Origin of the sequence: Streptomyces sp. NBC_00009 (genome assembly GCF_045040855.1) — a bacterium.
Classification (GTDB): Bacteria; Actinomycetota; Actinomycetes; order Streptomycetales; family Streptomycetaceae; genus Streptomyces; species Streptomyces aureus.
On the sequence record NZ_CP108312.1, the window covers coordinates 3,279,917 to 3,299,911 of the forward strand.

Below are 19,995 nucleotides of genomic sequence, written 5' to 3' on the forward strand. Positions count from 1 at the left end.
CTCCGGCCCACTCAGCCGTGTGCGGTTACCAGTGACGATGGTCACCGGTACGGCGGCGGCGGTGACGACGATGACGGCGCTTGCCGCTGGTGTCGTCGTGCCTTGAGGTCGTGTCCCTCTTGTGGTCACGGCGCTTTGCGGGAATGAGGTGACTGAAGATCGCCATAGGTTTCCTCCTGGATGCATCCCCCAACAGGGATACGTCCGAGAGCGCGCACGGGATGGCGCCTCCAGGAAATTTCTTGTCAGACGCTGGTCAGCTGGGGCCGGGCCGTTGCTTCCTCGCTTGCCAGGGTCAGGCCGAGGCTGATCTGCAGGATGGCGGTAGTTGGCTACGCCGTGATGTCCTTCGCCGTGAAGCGCGCCCACGCCGCCGAGCCGAACACGGCCGCGTACAGGCCCTGGAGGCCCAGGTTCTTGAGCAGGTCGTCCCAGTAGACCGGCTCGCGCATCAGGTCGGCGAAGGACAGCCAGCGGTGCGAGAACAGGTACGGCTGGATCGCGTGCAGCTGAGGGATCTGGTCGAGGATCTGGACGGTGATGAGCAGGCCCACCGTCGTCGCCATCGCCGCGATCCCGCTGTTGGTGAGGGTCGAGACGAACAGTCCGAGCGCGGCGATGCCGACGAGTGACGCGGCCACGACGAGGGCGATCAGCAGGGCCCGTACGAGTCCCTCGCCGAAGCCGATCCGGGTGCCGGAGATCGTGACGAGGTCGCCGAGCGGGAAGAGCAGGGCGCCCGTGGCGAGCGCCGTCACCGCCACGACCAACGTCGCGACCAGGCAGAACGTCATCGTCGTCGCGTACTTGGTGAGCAGCAGACGCGTGCGGCCCGCGGGGGCGACGAGCAGATAGCGCAGCGTCCCCGCGTTCGCCTCGCCGGCGATCGCGTCGCCCGCGATCACCCCGACAGCCATCGGCAGGAAGAACGGGAGCGTCGCGGCGAGCGACGTGAAGACCAGGAACAGGCCGTTGTTGGTGATCTGCGCGATGAACGCGGGTCCTCCCCCGCCGCCGCCCGCGGCCGGTGAACCCCCGCTCGTCTCGATCTTCACGGCGATCCCGACGAGGATGGGCACCCCGGCCAGGACGGCGAGCAGGGCGATCGTGCGCCAGCGGCGGAACGTGGTGACCAGCTCGCTGCGGAACAGGCCGAGCGTCCAGATCCTCTTCCGCACGGGCGAGGCGTCCGTCACGACGGTGGCGGTGGTGCCGGCGGCCGTGGCCTCAGCCTGCGACATCGAATCCCTCTCCCGTCAGGGCCACGAACGCGTCCTCCAGCGAAGCCCGTTCGAGTCCGAAGCCGCGGACACGGACGCCCGCGGTGACCAGCGCGGCGTTCAGCTCGGCGAGGTCGGTGCCCGGACCGGGCGGCTCGCCCGTCACCTGGTCGTCCGTCACGGTCAGGTCCGCGATGCCGCGCTCCTTCAGGACGCGCGCCGCGTCGCCCGGATCGGGGGTCGTGACCACGAGCCGGCCGCGGGCGCCCGCCGCCAGCTCGGCGACCGGACCCTGCGTGATGAGCCGGCCCCGCGCCATCACGGCCGCGTGCGTGCAGACCTGCTCGATCTCGTCGAGGAGGTGCGAGGAGAGGAAGACCGTCGTGCCGTCCGACGCCAGCTCCCGCACCAGGGAACGGATCTCGCGCATGCCCTGCGGGTCGAGACCGTTCGTCGGCTCGTCGAGCACGAGGAGTCTGCGGGGCTGGAGCAGCGCGGCCGCGAGCCCGAGGCGCTGCTTCATGCCGAGCGAGTACGCCTTCGCCTTCTTGCCCGCGGCGGCCGTCAGGCCCACCCGGTCGAGCGCGGTGGCGACACGGGCGCGGCGGGTGCGGGGGTCGGCGGCCGGATCCGCGGAGTCGTACCGGATGAGGTTGTCGCGGCCGGACAGGAACCCGTACAGGGCGGGGCCCTCGATGAGCGCGCCGACGTGCGGGAGGACCGTGCGCGTGGCGCGGGGCATGGGGAGGCCGAGGACGCTGGCCGCGCCGGACGTCGGCTCGATCAGGCCCATCAGCATGCGGATGGTGGTGGTCTTGCCCGAGCCGTTCGGCCCGAGGAAGCCGAAGACGCTGCCGGCGGGGACGGTGAGGTCGAGGCCGTCGACCGCCAACTGGTCGCCGCCGTAGCGCTTGGTGAGGGCCCTCGTCTCGATCACGGACTCCTCGCCAGTGCTCGCCGCCATCTCGCTCCCGTCGTGCCCGTCGGTCCTGGTGGAGTGCGGGAGTGGAGGCACCGGGACCGGCGCCTCCACTCCTGCCTGCCAACTCTCGTGCCGCGTACGGCTACTGCGCCGCGTTCGCCGCCTTCACGAGCGCGTCCTTGGTGACCGCGCCCGCGTAGACCTTGCCGTCGTCCGTGATGAGCGCGTTGACCAGGCGCGTCGAGAAGACCGTGCCCGAGCCGAACTTGCCCGTCACATGGTCGCCGAGCGCGTCCATGAACTTCTGCGCCTCCGGCGGGACGTCGCCCGAGGACGAGCCGCCCGTCGGCAGGCCCTGCCCGCCGGGCAGCTTCAGCTCGGCGATGGACGTCCAGCCCTCACCGATGACCTTCAGGTCGTTCATGCCGCCGCCCTGGGCGTCCCTCAGCTCCTTCGGCATGCCCTTGGGCAGGTCCTTGGGCAGGTCCTTGGGCAGGTCCTTCGGCGCGTGGGACTTGTCCCGCGCCTTGAGGTCGTCGCCCTCGGTGACCTTGGTGCCCTTCGGCGGGGTGAAGTCGAACGTCGAAGCGGCCGGCTTGGAGAAGTCCACCTTGGTGAAGCCCGCGTCCACGACCGCCTTGCCGCCGCCCGCGGGCGTCAGCGTGAACTTCAGCGGCACACCGGTCTTCGCGTCCACCGAGATGGTGATCCCGCCGACCGTCGAACCGGCCTGCTTCGGCTTGACGAGCAGCTTGTACGCATCACGCCCCGCGACCTGCGAGGTGCCTTCCACGGAGATCGACGTCGTCTTGCCGGACGCCTTCAGGACCTCGTCCGCGAGCTCCTTCGGCGTGGCCGGGACACCCTTCGGCGTCTCGCCCTTGCGGTGCTTCGCGGCCCGGTCACCTGCGGCAGCGGCGTCCTTGGCGTGGTACGCCTCGTTCGACGCGCTGTCGTAGGCCCAGACCTCGTCGCCGTTGTGGATCACGCTGTACTCGGCTGCGTCGTCCAGGACGGACAGCTTGTGCCGGTCGGGGCCGTCCGCCGCGATACGCAGCGTGTGCGTGCCGGTGGCCAGCTCCATCAGCTTGGACTGCGGGTCGGCGGAGGAGCCCGCCTTGCCGTCCGAGGAGCCGCCGGCGCCCGGGGTGAAGCCGCCCGCCATACCGCCCAGGGACGGGAGTCCGAGATCCGTGGAGATCTTCACCGTGCCGGACATCTGCTGCACGTCCGACTTGGCGATCTTCTCGATGAGCTGCTGTGCGCTGATCTTCGGCAGATCGGGATTGCCGGAGTCGGCCAGCGCGGGGACGAGCCCGATCGTCGCCGCGGCCACCCCCACCACCGCGACCGGGACCACATAGCGGGTCGCCTTGCGACGACCGGCGCTTTCGGATTCGTACGGTGCCATGTTGTTGCCCTACCTCCGTGTTGGGCGGCGGCCTACCGTCCTTGCTCGTCTGTCCACCCCAAGCCGCCATTCTCACCCGAACTGGTCGGGAGTGGTGCTATCAATCTGACCAAATCGGCCGCACGGAAGCGTCAGACCCCAGGATCAACTCCGCGTACTCCCGCGGTATGACACGGGAGGGCGACGCCTCCGCCATCCCGTAGGGGAGACGCCACCGGTCCCTCGTATCGATCAGCGCTGTACGAACACGTGGTCGGCCCGGTAGGGCACGCCGACGACCGTGCCGGGGTCTCAGCAGTGCGATCCGCATCGCACCAACACTCCATCGAGCAGAACCCCGCACAAATCCGTACTTCTGGGTGGCAGACATCCGCATCCGACAAAGGGGTCGCCATGCTCGCCACCAGGAGGAACACCCGCATCACCGGTTACGTCGCCGTGGGCGCCGCCGTCTTCGCGCTCGCGCTCGGCGGATGCGGCAGCAGCGGCGGCGGGAGCAAGAGCAGCGACACCAAGAGCGGCAGTGCCACCACCAGTTCCGCCACCCTGACCGCGGCCAAGGTCGACAAGGTCGGCACCGTCGTCACCGACAGCAAGGGCTACGTCCTGTACCGCTTCGACGAGGACTCGGCCAAGCCCACCAAGGTGACCTGCTACGGCAACTGCGCCAAGCTCTGGCCGGCCGCCACGACCACCGACGCCAAGAACGTCACGGTCAAGGGCATCGACACGAAGCTGGTCTCGACGGTGAAACGGTCGGACGGCACGACCCAGATCACCCTCGCGGGCCGGCCGCTCTACCGCTACGCCAGGGACGACGAGCCGAAGGAGGCGTACGGGCAGGGCGTGGACGGCACATGGTTCGCGGCGACACCCACCGGCGCCAGGGCACAGGGCAGCGCGGGGTCGAGCGGCAACGGCTACTGACCGGGCCGACCCGCGCGTGGCGGCCCGGTGAGGCGGGAGGGCGTCAGCCCGCCCGGTGCACCACCGCGTCGCACAGCTCCAGAAGGGCCGCCTTCGCGTCGCACTCGGGCAGCGGCGCGAGGGTCGCCCGCGCCTCCTCCGCGTACCGCACGGTGTCCCTGCGGGCCTGCTCCAGGGACGGGTGGACGCGCAGCCGCTCGAGCGCCTCGGCGTGGCGCGCGTCGTCCGTCAGGTCGGAGTCGAGGAGCTCGCACAGGGCGCGGTCCTCGGGCAGGCCGAGCTGCTCGGCGCGCTCGCGCAGGCGAAGCACCGGCAGCGTGGGGATGCCCTCGCGCAGGTCGGTGCCGGGGGTCTTGCCGGACTCGTGCGAGTCGGAGGCGATGTCCAGGACGTCGTCGGCGAGCTGGAAGGCGACGCCGAGCCGCTCGCCGTACTGCGCGAGGACGTCCACGATGCGCTCGTCGGCGCCCGCCATCATCGCGCCGAACCGCACGGCCACGGCGATCAGCGAGCCGGTCTTGCCACCGAGGACGTCGAGGTAGTGGTCGACCGGGTCGCGGCCGTCGCGCGGTCCGGCCGTCTCCAGGATCTGTCCGGTGACGAGGCGCTCGAAGGCCTCCGCCTGGATGCGGACGGCCTCGGGCCCGAGGTCGGCCAGCATGTGGGAGGCGCGCGAGAAGAGGAAGTCGCCGGTCAGGACCGCGACGGAGTTGCCCCAGCGGGTGTTGGCGCTGTCGACGCCGCGGCGCACGTCGGCCTCGTCCATCACGTCGTCGTGGTAGAGCGTCGCGAGATGCGTCAGCTCGACGACGACGGCGGCGGGCACGACACCCGGCGCGTACGGGTCGCCGAACTGCGCGGCGAGCATCGCGAGGAGGGGCCTGAAGCGCTTGCCGCCCGCGCGCACGAGATGCTGCGCGGCCTCCGTGATGAAGGGGACCTCGCTCTTCGTTGCCTCGAGCAGACCCTCCTCGACAGCCGCCAACCCGGCCTGGACATCGGCTTCGAGAGCCTGGTCCCGCACGCTAAGACCGAAAGTCCCGACGACGGTCACGAGAGGTTCTCCTGTCTGCTGACGATCACATGGCGAACTCGGTCGATCATTTGGTCGATGACACGGTTTGTCGATGTGTCGCTGCCATCACTCAAGTCAGCGTATCCGGTCGCGTTTCGATCACAGTGGGGGCCTGCCCGCACAGACCAGGCCGAGCGGCACACGAACACCCCCGGTATGTTCTTGATCAGCTCATACGACCGAGTAGACCGGGAGTCTCCCCTTTGTCCCGCACCACGGCCGCGACCGAGCCGAACGATCCGGAGAGCGAGCAGCCGCCGCCGGGCGACGACCACGCGTTCTTCGGCCAGCCGCGCGGCCTGCTCACGCTGTCGGGCCTCGAGGTCTGGGAGCGTTTCTCGTTCCTCGGCATGCAGGCCATCCTCGTCCTCTACTTCGCGGACACGGTGGCACACGGTGGCCTGGGCATGTCCGCAGGGACGGCGGCGTCCGTATCGGCAGCGTACGGAACGCTCGTCTATCTCGTCTCGGTGGGGGGCGGCTGGCTCGCCGACCGGATCCTCGGCTCGTACCGCGCAGTCCTGTACGGCGGCATCCTGATCGCCTGCGGCCACTACGCCATGGCGGTGCCGACGGCGGCCATGACCTGGGTCGGCCTCGGCCTGATCAGCGCGGGAACCGGCCTGGTCAAACCCAATGTCGCCACCATGGTCGGCAAGCTCTACCGCACCGACGACGAGCGCCGCGACGCCGGTTTTGCGCTCTACTACATGGGCATCAACATCGGCGCCTTCGCGGGCCCGTTGATCACTGGCTGGCTCGGCGAGCACAAGGGCTGGCACTGGGGCTTCTCGGCCGCCGCGATCGGCATGACGTTCGGTCTCATCCAGTACGTCGCCGGGCGGCGTCACCTGGCCGGACGCAAGCACGCCGCCGAGTACGCCCTGCCGCCCGAGGGGATGCGGCGCGCGGTCCGGCTGATGATCGCGGGCGCGATCGCCGTCGCCGTACTCGCCGTGGTCCTCGTGTGGGCCGGCTGGCTGACGATGGACCGCTTCGTGGACGTCCTCACGGTCATCTCGGTGATCGCGCCGGTCGTGTACTTCGCGGTGATGTTCCGCAGCCCCCGCGTGACCGCCGAGGAGCGCGGCAGGCTCAAGCCGTACGTCGTGCTCTTCCTGGCCTCGGTGGTCTTCAACTTCATCCTGTTCCAGGCGTACTCGACGATGATCCTGCTGGCCTCGACGAACGCCAGGACCGAGATCCTCGGCTTCCACTTCCCTGCCAGCTGGTACGCGTCCGCGCTCGGCGCCTTCGAGGTCGCGCTCGCCCCCGTGGTGGCCGGTCTGTGGGCCCGGATGGGGCCGCGTCAGCCGCATGCCTCCAACAAGATCGCGTTCGGTGTGATCCTGGGCGGTCTGTCGTTCCTGCTCATGGTCATCCCGACCTCGGGGCACAGCGGGGACACGTACAAGATGGCCGCCTGGTGGATCGTCGGCTCGTATCTGTTGCTCGGCCTCGGCGACATCCTCCTGGAGACCTCGGGCATGTCGGCGACGACGAAGCTCGCGCCGAAGGCCTTCTCCAGCCAGACCATGTCGCTCTGGTTCCTGTCGCTCGCCCTCGCCAACGGCATCCAGGCACAGACCGTGAAGCTCTACGGCGAGGTCTCCAATCCCGTGTACTTCGGCGTCAACGGCGCCATCGCCGTCGCCATCGGCCTGGTCGTGGTCGCGCTCGCGCCGTGGCTGCGCAGGACCATGCACCCCGTTCACTGAGGTGACTCCCATGTCAGAAACCCCGGCCATCACCATCCGCACCTCCTTCCCCTACGAGACGACCCGCGAAGACATTCGCGTACCCCTGCCGGACGGCACCACGCTGTTCGCCCGCATCTGGCGTCCGGTGACCGACGAGCCGGTGCCGGCCCTCCTCGAATACCTCCCGTACCGCCTCAGCGACTGGACGGCGCCGCGCGACTGGCAGCGCCACCCCTGGTACGCGGGCCACGGCTACGCCTCCGTACGCGTCGACGTGCGCGGGCACGGCAACTCGGACGGCCTGCCCGGCGACGAGTACGACACGACGGAGCTCGCGGACGGGGTCGCCGTCGTCAACTGGCTGGCCGCTCAGCCCTGGTGCAGCGGCAAGGTCGGCATGTTCGGCATCTCCTGGGGCGGCTTCAACTCCCTCCAGATCGCGGCCCTCGCGCCCGAGCCGCTCAAGGCGGTCGTCACGGTCTGCTCGACGGACGACCGCTATGACAACGACGTGCACTACATGGGAGGTTCCGTCCTCGCGGTGGACATGCACGCGTGGGCGGCGACCATGCTCGCCTTCGTGTCGCGGCCGCCCGACCCCCAGTTCGTCGGCGACGGCTGGCGCGCGATGTGGCTGAAGCGCCTCGAAGCGGTCGACCCGTTCATCCACACCTGGCTCGGCCACCAGACGCGCGACGCCTACTGGCAGCACGGCAGCGTCTGCGAGGACTACACCGCCGTGCGGGCGGCCGTCCTCGCGGTGGGCGGCTGGCACGACCCGTACCGCGACACCGTCCTGCGCCTGGTCGAGCACCTGCCCGACCAGCAGGTACGCGGGATCATCGGCCCCTGGTCGCACCAGTACCCGGACCGCGGCCTGCCGCCGGGCCCCGCGATCGGCTTCCTCCAGGAGACCCTCCGCTGGTGGGACCACCACCTCAAGGGCGTGGACAACGGCGTCATGGCGGAGCCCAAACTCCGCTCCTGGATCAGCGACTCGCACCCGCCCGCCACCGTCTACCCGACGCTGCCGGGCCACTGGGTCGGCGACCCGTCCTGGCCGTCCCCGAACGTCGCGCCCCTCGCGTACGCCCTTCAGGGCCCGCCCGTGATCGTGAAGTCACCCCAGCAGACGGGCCTGGACGCGGGCCGTTTCTTCCCCTTCGGGAACGACGCGGACCTGCCGCCGGACCAGCGGGACGAGGACGCGAAGTCGGCGTGCTTCGAGTTCGAGGTGCCCTCGGAACTGCAGGTCCTCGGCCGGCCGCAGGTGACGCTGCGGATCACCAGCGAGGTACCGCGGGGGCAGGTCGCCGCCCGGGTGTGCGACGTGGCACCGGACGGCTCCTCGACGCTCGTCACGCGCGGCGTCCTGAGCCTCTCCTCGCGCGAGGGCCGCGACAAGGCTGTCGCCTGGCCCCCCGGCACCACGGACGAGGTCTCCTTCGAGCTGAACGGGATCGGCCACACCTTCCCGGCCGGGCACCGCATCCGCCTCGCGGTGTCGTCCGCGTACTGGCCGTGGATCTGGCCGCAGCCCGGATCCGAGGCCGGCTTCACCCTCGAACCGGCGGGCAGCACCCTCGAACTGCCGGTCAGGATGGTCGACGCCGAGAACGGCGCCGACATCGGCTTCGAGCGGCCCGAACAGTCCGAGCCGATGGGTGTCGTCCACCCGGCCACCCTGGACGAACAGCGCCCCGAGCGGCTCTGCGTCCGCGACATCGCCAAGGGTGAATGGCGCCTCGAGGTCGACCCGCGCTACGGCGGCACCCGCGTCTACCCCGACGGCCTCGAATTCACCGAGGACGCCGTGGAGACGTACGTCATCCAGGAATCGGACCCGCTGAGCGCGCGCACCCGCTCCGACTGGTCGATCCGCCTGCACCGGCCCGAGCTGGCGTGGGATGTGACGATCAAGACCCGCTCCGAAATCGCCTGCGACGCGACGGACTTCATCACCAGCAACGAGGTGGTGTGCCAGGACGGCGGCGAGGTGGTCTTCCACCGGACGTGGGAGCAGCGGATTCCGCGTACGGCGGGGTGAGGCAGCGGGGCGGGGGCGGGTCGGCGGGGCGCGTGGCTAGCGTCGTGCGAAGTGGCGTTCGAGGATCACGGCGACGCCGTCCTCCTCGTTCGACAGGGTCACCTCGTCGGCCGCCGCCCTGAGTTCGGCGTGGGCGTTGGCCATCGCGACGCCGCGGCCGGCCCACGCGAACATCGGCAGGTCGTTCGGCATGTCGCCGAAGGCCATCGTGCGCTCCGGTGTCAGACCGAGCCGCTCGGCGGCCAGCGCGAGCCCTGTCGCCTTGGTGACGCCGCACGGCTGGAGCTCCACGGTGCCGGGGCCCGACATGGTGACCGTCGCCAGGTCGCCGACGACCGCCCGCGCCGCCGTCGCCAACTCGTCGTCGGTCAGCCGGGGATGACGGAGCAGCACCTTGCTGATGGGCTCGGCCCACAGCTCCTCACGGCGCTCGATGCGCACGGCGGGGAGCGTGGGGTGCGGCATCACATAGCCGGGCTCGATGAGCGTCAGGCCGTCCGTACCGTCCTGATCGACCGCCGCGTCGACCTGGCCGACCTCGGCCTCGATCTTGCCGAGGGCCTGTTCGGCGAGGTCACGGTCGAGGGTCAGGGACCACACGATGCGGTCCGTCGCCGCGTCGTACAGCTGGGCGCCCTGGGCGCAGACCGCGAGCCCGGTGCCGCCGAGCTCGTCGAGCAGCGGCCGCACGCGCGGCGCGGGCCGTCCCGTCACCACGAGGTGGCGGGCCCCCGCGGCGGCCGCGGCCGCGAGGGCACCACGCGTCCGGTCGGAAACCGTGTCGTCGCCGCGCAGCAGCGTCCCGTCCAGGTCTGTGGCGATGAGTTCGAACGGGGCGGAGCGAAACGGAACGGGCATGATCGAGAGAATACGGACCGTTCCCCCGGGTCACTCCGCCCGGTCACCCCCTCCGTTGACCCGTCCACTGCCCCGCTCGTTCACCCTTGCGCGGGGCGCCTCACGCGTGGGCCGCCGCGAGGTGCTTCGCCAGACGTGGCGAGGCGAACTCGGTGCCGCACACGAACCGCATCACCGGCCCGAACGACGAACCGCCCAGCATGCCCGTGAAGTAGAGCCCCGGCACCGAGGACACATAGCCGGCGTTCAGCCGGGGGGTGCCCCGGCTGGCGGATATCCGGGTCCGCAGACCGTCGCCGAGGAAGTCCATCGCGGCGAGGTCGACGCGGTAGCCCGTCGCGGCGATGACATGGTCCGCGGTCAGCTCCTCGCGCCGCCCGCCGGGCGCCCGCACGGTGAGGCTCGCGCCCCCGTCCGCCGCGGCGGACCCCACGATGCCCTCCACCTCACGCACCCGCACCTTGTCCTCGAACCGCTCGCGCAGCCACCACGCCCCGAGCGGCCCGAGCACCCGCCGGACGAGGAAGTGCCTTGCCTGCGGCGGGAGATGGCGGTACGGGTGGGGGTAGTACGTCAGCGCGTACAGCGACCAGGCCCGGCCGAACGGCGTCTCGGGGCGCAGCTTCGGCTGGTCCCACGGCGGCGCGCCGAACCGCACGGAACCCTTGCCACGCGCCACGATCCGTACGCTCGCCCCGGCCTCCGCGGCGAGCGCGGCGGTCTCCAGGGCGGACTGTCCGGCGCCGACCACGATGAGTTCCCTGCCGGAGAACCGGGACAGGTCGTGGTGCTGCGAGCTGTGGGAGACGGGACCTGCGGGGGCGGGCCCGTCGGGCGCCGCCGCGGCGAGCTCGTGCGGCAGGTGGTCGAGGCCCGAAAGGCCGGTGGCCACGACGACCGCGCGGGCCGTGAACTGCTCCCCGGAGTCCAGCTTGACCTCGAAGTTCTCGTGTCCGCGCCGGTCCACCGACACGACCCTGACCCGCTCCAGGTCGGGCACGAGCTTCTGCTGGAACCAGTCCCCGTAGGCGACGAACGTCTCGACGGGGACGATGTCCTCGTCCGTCACCAGGCGCGGGATCCCGGCGGCGTCGCAGTAGTCGACGAGGTCGTGGCCCCGCTGGGGGGCGTCGATGTTCGAGGCGGACGGCACGGACTTCAGGAGCATTCCCGCGGGCATGTGTGAGCGCCAGCTCACCATGGGGTCGCCGAAGGCGCGTACCGGAATGCCGCGCGCCCGCAGATGGGCGGCGGTCGACAGGCCGTACGGGCCCGCTCCGATGACAGCTACCGGATGAATCACGAAGTCCCCTCCCCAGGGAAGAACATGTGCTTCCTACTTCGCGGTGGCACTTGGTGCTTGTGTGGCCGTAACTCGTTTTGCTGGTGCGCTATTTGGTCTCTGGATATGGCTTGGTCTTGGCCTTGGTCTTGGCCTTGGTCTTGGCCTTGGTCTTGGCCTTGGTCTTGGCCTTGGTCTTGGCCTTGGTCTTGGCCTTGGTCTTGGTCTTGGTCTTTGTCGTGCCGCTGCCGCGGCGGTTGGTCCGCCACAGCTGATGGAGGTGGCGGGCGCCCGGGCCCACGAACCGGGCGAGCATCGTGAACAGGGGCCGCAGGTCGTCGGTGGCGAGCCACGCGAGCTCCGTGCCCGTGGCGCGGGCCGGGGCGTGCGGGGTCGTGTAACCGCTGCGGCGGTAGGCGATGAGAGCGGGCAGGTCGATGTTCTCCACCACGTACCGGTGGCCCGCTCGCTGTTCCCCCTCCGGGACGGCGCGGCCGGTCAGGTCGAGATGCATGGCACGGACGACGTCGATCCCGGACTCGCTCTCGAAGAGCCGGAACTGGGCGCCCATGCGCGGATTGAAGTCGAGGAGCTTGTATTGGCCGTCGCGCCGGTCGAAGCGCAGGTCGAGGTCGATGACGCCGGTGAAGCCGATCTGTTTGATGAAACGCGCGGCGAGGTCCGCGAGTTCCTGGTTGTCGACGACGTACGCGTTCGCCGTCATGCCCGCGTGCGGCGGCCAGGAGCGCACCTTGACACCGGTGAAGAGGGCCAGCGGCGTCGAGTCCGCGTCGAAGTACGCGTGCACGATCCAGTCCTCGGCCTGCTCCCTCGGCAGATACTCCTGGAGGATCACGCCGGGCTGCTCGCCCCAGTCACGGGCGAGTTCGAGCAGGCCCTCGGGGGTCGCGATCTTCGTCGTCCCGTTCACCGCGGGCTGTTTGCGGCGGGTGAACGCCTCACGGTTCTTGGCGACCACCGGGAAGCGGGCCGACGCGGCGAACTCCTCGATGTCGGCGTACGACTCGGGAAACGCCGCCGCCGGCGACGCGACGCCGTGCTCCACACACAGCTCGTGCAGCCTCTGCTTGCTGGCGAGCCGGCGCGGCAGGTCCCGCTCGACGCGCGGGAACAGGAACTTCCCGCCGTCGGCCAGCTCCTCCTGGTGCTCCGCGATGAGGACCGCCGCCTCTTCGTCGGTCGGGATCAGGACCGTAGGCCTGCCGATCCGGCGCGCGATGCGCAGCATGCCCTCGATGAGCCGCTCCGGTTCCTCGGCCCCGGTGGTCCGCCAGGGAAAGGCCCGGCGCAGATAGCGCGAGGACGCCGCGGGCGTGTAACGGTCCTCCGTGATCGCATACATGGGCACGCCGAGGCGCCCCAGGCTGCGGATTGCTCCCACTCCTCCGTGGTGCAGTGGATAGTCGCCGAACTTGACGATCAGGCCCGGCACGTCCCGGTCGACTTCGAACGGCACGCAGCTGGCGCTCCTGGCCACGGGTCCCCCCACGTGTCCTGTCCCCCTTCGGACCCGGACCCACCCCGTCCGCGTCCCCCGATAGGACGCTAAGCCGGAATTGACCACTCCAGCAAGGCTTATCCGGACATTGCGAACTCTTTAGGCACTGCCCGAACGCGGCGCTCCCACGTAACGTGTGGCCCACCCATATGGAAAGCGAGGCAGGTACGCATGTCCGAGCAGACCCCGCTCACCCCCCTCGACCTCCCCGAAGGCGACCCCTTCGGACCGCACAACCTCCCGTACGGGGTGTTCTCCCTGCCGGGGGACGCCGTGGAAGCGCGCCGGGTCGGCGTGCGCCTCGGCTCGTACGTGCTGGACGCGGGCGCCGCGGCGGCAGCGCTCGGCTCGCCCTACGTCTCCCTGCTCGCCCGCCCCACCCTGAACCCGCTCATGGCGGCGGGCCGCACCGCCTGGTCGGACGTGCGCCGCGCGCTCACCGCCTGGGTCACGGTCCCGGCCCACCGCGAGACCGTACGGCCCCTGCTGCACCCGCTCACCGATGTCACCCTCCACCTCCCCTTCGAGGTCGCGGACTACGTCGACTTCTACGCCTCGGAGAACCATGCCCGAAACCTGGGCCGGATGTTCCGCCCGGACGAGGAGCCGCTGAAGCCCAACTGGAAGCATCTGCCAGTGGGTTACCACGGTCGCGCCGGGACGGTCGTGGTCTCGGGCACGGACGTGGTCCGCCCCTCCGGCCAGCGGAAGCCCCCGGCCTCCCCGGCCCCCGTCTTCGGCCCCTCGGTGCGGCTCGACATCGAGACGGAGCTCGGCTTCGTCGTCGGGACGCCGTCCGCGCAGGGCACACCGGTGCCGCTGTCCGCGTACCGCGACCACGTGTTCGGGCTCTGTCTCCTCAACGACTGGTCGGCGCGCGACATCCAGTCCTGGGAGACCGTGCCGCTCGGCCCGCACCTCGGCAAGTCGTTCGCCACGTCGGTCTCGGCCTGGATCACTCCGCTGGACGCGCTGGACGAGGCGCGCGTGACGCCCCCGGAGCGCACCTACCCGCTGCTGCCGTATCTGGACGACTCGGCGCCCTTGGCCGACGGCATCGCGGACGAGCCCGGCGGCTACGACCTGCACATCACCGTCACCCTCAACGGCCACGTCATCTCCGAGACCTCCTCCGCCTCCCTCTACTGGACGGCGGCGCAGATGCTGGCGCACATGACGGTGGCCGGCGCCTCCCTGCGCACGGGCGACCTGTACGGCTCCGGCACGATCAGCGGCGCCTCGGAGAACGCACGCGGCTCCCTCATCGAGATCACCTGGAACGGCCGCGACCCCATCGAACTCCCCGACGGCAAGCGGACGTTCCTCGAGGACGGCGACGTGGTCACGATGACGGCGTGGGCCCCGGGCCCGAACAACACCCGCGTGGGCCTCGGCGAGGTGACCGGACGGATCGTGGCCGGCGCCGCGGTGTGAGAGGCCTGAGGGCGGCGCGGGTCAGCGACCTGAGGGCGGCGCCGTCAGTGGCCTGAGGGCGGCGCCACCACCGTCACCAGTCGATGTCCTCGGGCTCCGGCTCGTCCTCGGGCCAGCCGGGGTCCGGCTCCGGCGCCTCCCCGGCGGCGGGGCCGGTCGGGGCCGGGCCGCCGCCGGAACCGGCACCGGAATCGGAACCGGCGCCGTCCAGGCCCGCCAGGACCTCGAGGACACCCTCGCCCCACGTCGCCAGCTTCTTCTCGCCGACGCCGCCGATCGTGCCCAACTGGCCGATGGACGTGGGGTGCTGGAGGGCGATCTCCTTGAGCGTCGCGTCGTGGAAGATGACGTACGCCGGGACCCCGTTCTCCTTCGCCTGCGCGCCGCGCCACGCGCGCAGCGCCTCGAAGACGGGCAGCAGCTGCTCCGGCAGGTCCGCCGCGGGCGACTTCGCCTTGCGGTCGCGCGAGGCCGAGCGGGACGTGGCGGGCCGGGGCGCCTCCTTGCGCAGCCGCACCTCCCGCTGACGCCCGAGGACGCCCCCACTGTCCTCGGTGAGCACCAGCGTCCCGTACTCACCCTCGACCGCGATGAGCCCCTGCGCCAGCAACTGCCGTACCACACCGCGCCATTCGGCCTCGCTCAGATCCTCGCCGATGCCGAAGACGGAGAGCTGGTCGTGGTCGAACTGGATGACCTTGGCCGTGCGCCGGCCCATCAGGATGTCGATGATCTGGCCCGCGCCGAACTTCTGCCTGCGCTCCCGGTCGAGGCGCACCACCGTGGAGAGGATCTTCTGCGCGGCGACGGTGCCGTCCCAGGTCTCCGGCGGCGAGAGGCACGTGTCGCAGTTGCCGCAGCTGGCCGTCTGCGGCTCCTGCCCGAAGTACATGAGCAGCTGGGACCTGCGGCAGTGCGCCGTCTCGCACAGCGCCAGCATCGCGTCGAGGTGGGACCCCGCCCGGCGCCGGAACGCCTCGTCCCCCTCCCCCATATTGATCAGCTTCCGCTGCTGGACGACGTCCTGCAGCCCGTACGCCATCCAGGCCGTGGACGCGAGCCCGTCACGGCCGGCGCGGCCCGTCTCCTGGTAGTAGCCCTCGACGGACTTCGGGAGGTCGAGATGCGCGACGAACCGGACGTCGGGCTTGTCGATGCCCATGCCGAACGCGATGGTCGCGCAGACGACCAGGCCCTCCTCGCGCAGGAAGCGGGACTGGTGCGCCGCGCGGGTGCCCGCGTCGAGACCCGCGTGGTACGGGACCGCCTCGATGCCGTTCCGGCTGAGGAACTCGGCCGTCGCCTCCACCGACTTGCGCGACAGGCAGTACACGATGCCCGCGTCGCCCTCGTGCTCCTGCTTGAGGAAGGTGAGGAGCTGCTTCTTCGGGTCGGCCTTCGGCACGATCCGGTACTGGATGTTGGGCCGGTCGAAGCTCGCCACGAAGTGCTTCGCGTCCGGCATGCCCAGGCGCTGGGTGATCTCCTGGTGCGTGGCGTGCGTCGCGGTCGCCGTGAGCGCGATGCGCGGCACGTCCGGCCAGCGCTGCCCGAGGACGGACAGGGCCAGGTAGTCCGGGCGGAAGTCGTGCCCCCACTGCGCCACACAGTGCGCCTCGTCGATCGCGAAGACGGAGATCCTGCCGCGGGAGAGCAGGTCGAGCGTGGAGTCGAGGCGCAGCCGCTCCGGCGCCAGATAGATGACGTCCAGCTCGCCCGCGAGGAACTCGGCCTCGACGGTGCGGCGCTCGTCGAAGTCCTGCGTCGAGTTCATGAACCCGGCGCGGACGCCGAGCGCGCGCAGCGCGTCCACCTGGTCCTGCATGAGGGCGATGAGGGGCGAGATCACGACGCCCGTGCCGGGCCTGACCAGGGCCGGGATCTGGTAGCACAGGGACTTTCCGCCGCCGGTCGGCATCAGGACGACGGCGTCCCCGCCGTCCACGACGTGATCGATGATCACTTCCTGCTCGCCGCGGAACGCGTCATATCCGAAGACGCGGTGCAGCGTCTCCAGCGCGCCGCCGCGCATCGCCGTCGCCACGCCGGGCTCCGTCACCTCGCTCATGCCACCGATCCCATTCATCGCCCTGTCCCCCGTACGTCCATACTCCGTGGTTCGACCACTGCTGCCACGATAGGGCTCCGCACCGACAGCCCGAAAAGTTATCCACAGGCTGGGGGCGAACTTGCCTCCCTGCTGGGGGTCCGGGGGTCGTCCCCCGGGGAGGCACAGCCCACAGGCTGGGGTCGAAGCCGCCTCCCGGCCGGGGGTCCGGGGAGGCGTCCCCACGGCGGCCCGGAACGCCTCCGCCCGGCACCCCCTCGCGGGGACACCGGGCGGTGACGACCGTACGTGGCGCGGTTACCGCACGAACACGCTCGCCTGGTTCGCCAGGTCCAGGAAGTACTGCGGCGCGAGGCCCAGCACCACCGTGACCGCCACACCCACCGCGATCGTGGTCATGGTGAGCGGCGAGGGCACGGCGACCGTCGGGCCGTCCGCCTTCGGCTCGCTGAAGAACATGAGCACGATCACACGGATGTAGAAGAACGCCGCGATGGCCGACGAGATCACACCGACCACGACGAGCGCGCCGGCGCCGCCCTCCGCCGCCGCCTTGAACACGGCGAACTTTCCGGCGAAGCCCGAGGTCAGCGGGATACCGGCGAAGGCGAGCAGGAACACCGCGAAGACGGCCGCGACCAGCGGCGAGCGGCGCCCGAGCCCCGCCCACTTCGACAGGTGCGTGGCCTCGCCGCCCGCGTCCCTGACCAGCGTCACCACGGCGAACGCACCGACGGTCACGAACGAGTACGCGCCCAGGTAGAAGAGCACGGCCGAGATGCCGTCGGGTGTCGTGGCGATGACACCGGCGAGGATGAATCCGGCGTGCGCGATCGACGAGTACGCGAGGAGCCGCTTGATGTCGGTCTGGGTGATCGCGACGATCGCGCCGCCCAGCATCGTGATGATCGCGATGGCCCACATGACCGGCCGCCAGTCCCAGCGCAGGCCGGGCAGGACGACGTACAGGAGCCGCAGGAGGGCGCCGAAGGCGGCGACCTTCGTGGCGGCCGCCATGAAACCCGTGACCGGCGTGGGCGCGCCCTGGTAGACGTCCGGGGTCCACATGTGGAACGGCACGGCGCCGACCTTGAACAGCAGGCCCATGACGACCATGGCGACGCCGATGAGCAGCAGCGCGTCGTTCCCCATGGTGTCGGCGAGCGCCGGGTCGATGTTCTGGATCGATCCGTCGACGACGTCGGCGATCGTCGCGTACGACACCGAGCCCGCGTACCCGTACAGGAGGGCGATGCCGAACAGGGTGAACGCCGAGGCGAAGGCGCCGAGGAGGAAGTACTTGACCGCTGCCTCCTGCGACAGGAGCCGCTTGCGGCGGGCCACGGCGCACAGGAGGTAGAGCGGCAGGGAGAAGACTTCCAGGGCGATGAACAGCGTCAGCAGGTCGTTCGCCGAGGGGAAGACCAGCATGCCGCCGATCGCGAAGAGCGCGAGCGGGAACACCTCGGTGGTGGTGAACCCGGCCTTCACCGCGGCCTTCTCGCTGTCGCTGCCGGGAACGGACGAGGCCTGCGCGGCGAACGAGTCGACGCGGTTGCCGTGCGCCTCCGGGTCCAGGCGGCGCTCGGCGAAGGTGAAGATCGCGACGAGGCCGGTCAGCAGGATCACGCCCTGGAGGAACAGGGCCGGGCCGTCGACGGCGATCGCGCCCATGGCCGCGATGTGCGCCTTCGTGGTGCCGTACCCGCCGGCCGCGAGCCCGACCACCGCGGCGAACGCGGCGGCCAGGGCGACGACGGCGAGGAACACCTGGACGTAGTAGCGGGACTTGCGCGGCACGAACGCCTCGACAAGGACCCCGAGGACCGCCGCACCGATGACGATCAGGGTGGGCGACAATTGGCCGTATTCGATCTTCGGCGCGTCGATCTTCGAGATTTGTTCCTTGAGCGGCGACGTGGCCGCCGTTGTCCACAGGCTGTGGACGGCTGCTGCGCTCACTTGGCCGCCTCCACCGCTGGCTTCGGGTCCTTCTTGTGTACGTCGGACAGGGTCTGCTTGACCGCCGGGTTCACCAGGTCGGTGACCGGCTTCGGGTAGACGCCCAGGAAGATCAGCGCGGCGATCAGCGGGACGACCACCGCGAGTTCCCGCACCCGCAGGTCCGGCAGGGCCGAGACCTCCGGCTTCACCGGGCCCGTCATCGTCCGCTGGTAGAGGACGAGCGTGTAGAGCGCGGCCAGCACGATGCCGAAGGTCGCGATGATCCCGATCACCGGGTAGCGCGAGAACGTGCCGACCAGGACCAGGAACTCACTCACGAAGGGCGCGAGGCCCGGCAGCGAGAGGGTCGCGAGGCCGCCGATCAGGAACGTGCCGGCGAGCACCGGAGCGACCTTCTGCACGCCTCCGTAGTCCGCGATCAGGCGCGAGCCGCGGCGCGAGATCAGGAAGCCCGCCACCAGCATCAGGGCGGCCGTCGAGATCCCGTGGTTGACCATGTAGAGCGTCGCGCCCGACTGGCCCTGGCTCGTCATCGCGAAGATGCCGAGGACGATGAACCCGAAGTGCGAGATCGACGCGTACGCCACCAGGCGCTTGATGTCCCGCTGGCCGACCGCGAGCAGCGCGCCGTAGACGATGCTGATGAGGGCCAGTACGAGGATGACCGGCGTCGCCCACTTCGACGCCTCCGGGAAGAGCTGGAGGCAGAAGCGGAGCATCGCGAACGTGCCGACCTTGTCGACCACCGCCGTGATGAGGACGGCGACCGGGGCGGTGGCCTCCCCCATCGCGTTCGGCAGCCAGGTGTGCAGCGGCCACAGCGGCGCCTTCACCGCGAAGGCGAAGAAGAAGCCGAGGAAGAGCCAGCGCTCGGTGCTGGTCGCCATGTGCAGCGAACCGTTCGCCCGCGCGGCGGCGATCTCCTGGAGCGAGAAGTTCCCCGCCACTACGTAGAGACCGATCACGGCGGCCAGCATGATGAGGCCGCCGACGAGGTTGTAGAGCAGGAACTTCACGGCGGCGTACGAGCGTTGGGCCGCCGCGTTCTCGTCGCTGCCCGAGTGGGCACGGTCCCCGAAGCCGCCGATGAGGAAGTACATCGGGATGAGCATGGCTTCGAAGAAGATGTAGAAGAGGAAGACGTCGGTGGCCTCGAAGGAGATGATCACCATCGCCTCGACACCGAGGATCAGGGCGAAGAAGCCCTGCGTCGGGCGCCACCTCGAACTTCCCGTTTCCTGCGGGTCGGCGTCGTGCCAGCCCGCGAGGATCACGAACGGGATGAGGAGGGCGGTGAGCGCGATGAGCGCCACCGCGATGCCGTCCACGCCCAGCTCGTACCGCACCCCGAAGTCCTTGATCCAGGAGTGGGATTCGGTGAGCTGGTAGCGGTCACCGCCGGGCTCGAAGCGCACGAGCACGACCGCGGCCAGCACGAGCGTGGCGAGCGAGACGAGCAGCGCGAGCCACTTCGCCGCCGTGCGCCGCGCGGCCGGGACGGCAGCCGTGGCGATGGCTCCCACGGCGGGGAGCACCGCCGTCGCTGTCAGCAGAGGAAAGGACATTG

At 70.4% G+C, this 19,995-nt stretch carries 14 protein-coding genes; 4 read left to right on the plus strand and 10 right to left on the minus strand.

Annotated elements, in window-relative coordinates; genetic code table 11:
- Positions 1-332: 332 nt before the first annotated feature.
- The 3 genes from OHA58_RS14630 to OHA58_RS14640 all read right to left on the minus strand — a co-directional run bounded on the left by OHA58_RS14630 (position 333) and on the right by OHA58_RS14640 (position 3,553).
- Positions 333-1,241, minus strand: coding sequence for an ABC transporter permease (locus OHA58_RS14630; protein WP_405479077.1), 909 nt, complete (start codon positions 1,239-1,241; stop codon positions 333-335).
- Positions 1,228-2,184 carry an ABC transporter ATP-binding protein gene (locus OHA58_RS14635; RefSeq protein WP_405479078.1) on the minus strand — a complete coding sequence of 319 codons (957 nt, stop codon included), beginning with the start codon at positions 2,182-2,184 and terminating at the stop codon, positions 1,228-1,230. The genes OHA58_RS14630 and OHA58_RS14635 overlap by 14 nt, the downstream gene beginning before the upstream one ends.
- 100 nt (positions 2,185-2,284) lie before the next feature.
- Positions 2,285-3,553 carry a LolA family protein gene (locus tag OHA58_RS14640; RefSeq protein ID WP_405479079.1) on the minus strand — a complete coding sequence of 423 codons (1,269 nt, stop codon included), beginning with the start codon at positions 3,551-3,553 and terminating at the stop codon, positions 2,285-2,287.
- A 393-nt stretch (positions 3,554-3,946) separates the two neighbouring features.
- Here OHA58_RS14640 and OHA58_RS14645 point away from each other — a divergent pair, with 393 nt between their 5' ends.
- Positions 3,947-4,480: a hypothetical protein gene (locus OHA58_RS14645; RefSeq protein ID WP_405479080.1), complete on the plus strand. Its 534-nt coding sequence runs from the start codon at positions 3,947-3,949 to the stop codon at positions 4,478-4,480.
- Positions 4,481-4,523: 43 nt separating this feature from the next.
- On the opposite strand, the gene OHA58_RS14650 is transcribed toward OHA58_RS14645, so the two are convergent.
- A complete protein-coding gene (locus OHA58_RS14650) occupies positions 4,524-5,534 on the minus strand; it encodes a polyprenyl synthetase family protein (protein ID WP_116511201.1) in 1,011 nt (336 codons plus the stop codon).
- A gap of 224 nt (positions 5,535-5,758) precedes the next feature.
- On the opposite strand from OHA58_RS14650, the gene OHA58_RS14655 reads away from it, so the two are divergent.
- Entirely contained in the window at positions 5,759-7,273 is a 1,515-nt protein-coding gene (locus OHA58_RS14655) for a peptide MFS transporter (RefSeq protein WP_405479081.1), read from the plus strand.
- A gap of 28 nt (positions 7,274-7,301) precedes the next feature.
- Entirely contained in the window at positions 7,302-9,302 is a 2,001-nt protein-coding gene (locus tag OHA58_RS14660; protein ID WP_405484975.1) for a CocE/NonD family hydrolase, read from the plus strand.
- A 36-nt stretch (positions 9,303-9,338) separates the two neighbouring features.
- On the opposite strand, the gene OHA58_RS14665 is transcribed toward OHA58_RS14660, so the two are convergent.
- The 3 genes from OHA58_RS14665 to OHA58_RS14675 form a co-directional block, all read right to left on the minus strand.
- A complete protein-coding gene (locus tag OHA58_RS14665) occupies positions 9,339-10,160 on the minus strand; it encodes an HAD family hydrolase (RefSeq protein ID WP_405479082.1) in 822 nt (273 codons plus the stop codon).
- Between the two features lie 100 nt (positions 10,161-10,260).
- Positions 10,261-11,463: an NAD(P)-binding domain-containing protein gene (locus tag OHA58_RS14670; RefSeq protein ID WP_405479083.1), complete on the minus strand. Its 1,203-nt coding sequence runs from the start codon at positions 11,461-11,463 to the stop codon at positions 10,261-10,263.
- 88 nt (positions 11,464-11,551) lie between these two features.
- Complete coding sequence (locus OHA58_RS14675) at positions 11,552-12,919, minus strand: ATP-grasp domain-containing protein (RefSeq protein ID WP_405479084.1); 1,368 nt, start codon at positions 12,917-12,919, stop codon at positions 11,552-11,554.
- Between the two features lie 213 nt (positions 12,920-13,132).
- Between OHA58_RS14675 and fahA the strand changes: the two genes are divergently transcribed.
- Positions 13,133-14,395, plus strand: a complete 1,263-nt coding sequence (fahA, locus tag OHA58_RS14680; RefSeq protein WP_405479085.1) for a fumarylacetoacetase — start codon at positions 13,133-13,135, stop codon at positions 14,393-14,395.
- Positions 14,396-14,468: 73 nt separating this feature from the next.
- Here the strand turns inward: fahA and recQ are convergent, their stop codons facing one another.
- The 3 genes from recQ to OHA58_RS14695 all read right to left on the minus strand — a co-directional run bounded on the left by recQ (position 14,469) and on the right by OHA58_RS14695 (position 19,993).
- Positions 14,469-16,463 carry a DNA helicase RecQ gene (recQ, locus tag OHA58_RS14685; RefSeq protein ID WP_405479086.1) on the minus strand — a complete coding sequence of 665 codons (1,995 nt, stop codon included), beginning with the start codon at positions 16,461-16,463 and terminating at the stop codon, positions 14,469-14,471.
- Positions 16,464-16,760: 297 nt separating this feature from the next.
- Entirely contained in the window at positions 16,761-18,425 is a 1,665-nt protein-coding gene (nuoN, locus tag OHA58_RS14690) for an NADH-quinone oxidoreductase subunit NuoN (protein WP_405479087.1), read from the minus strand.
- Positions 18,422-19,993, minus strand: coding sequence for an NADH-quinone oxidoreductase subunit M (locus OHA58_RS14695; RefSeq protein ID WP_405479088.1), 1,572 nt, complete (start codon positions 19,991-19,993; stop codon positions 18,422-18,424). Before OHA58_RS14695 ends, nuoN begins: the two co-directional genes overlap by 4 nt.
- Between the last annotated feature and the right edge of the window lie 2 nt (positions 19,994-19,995).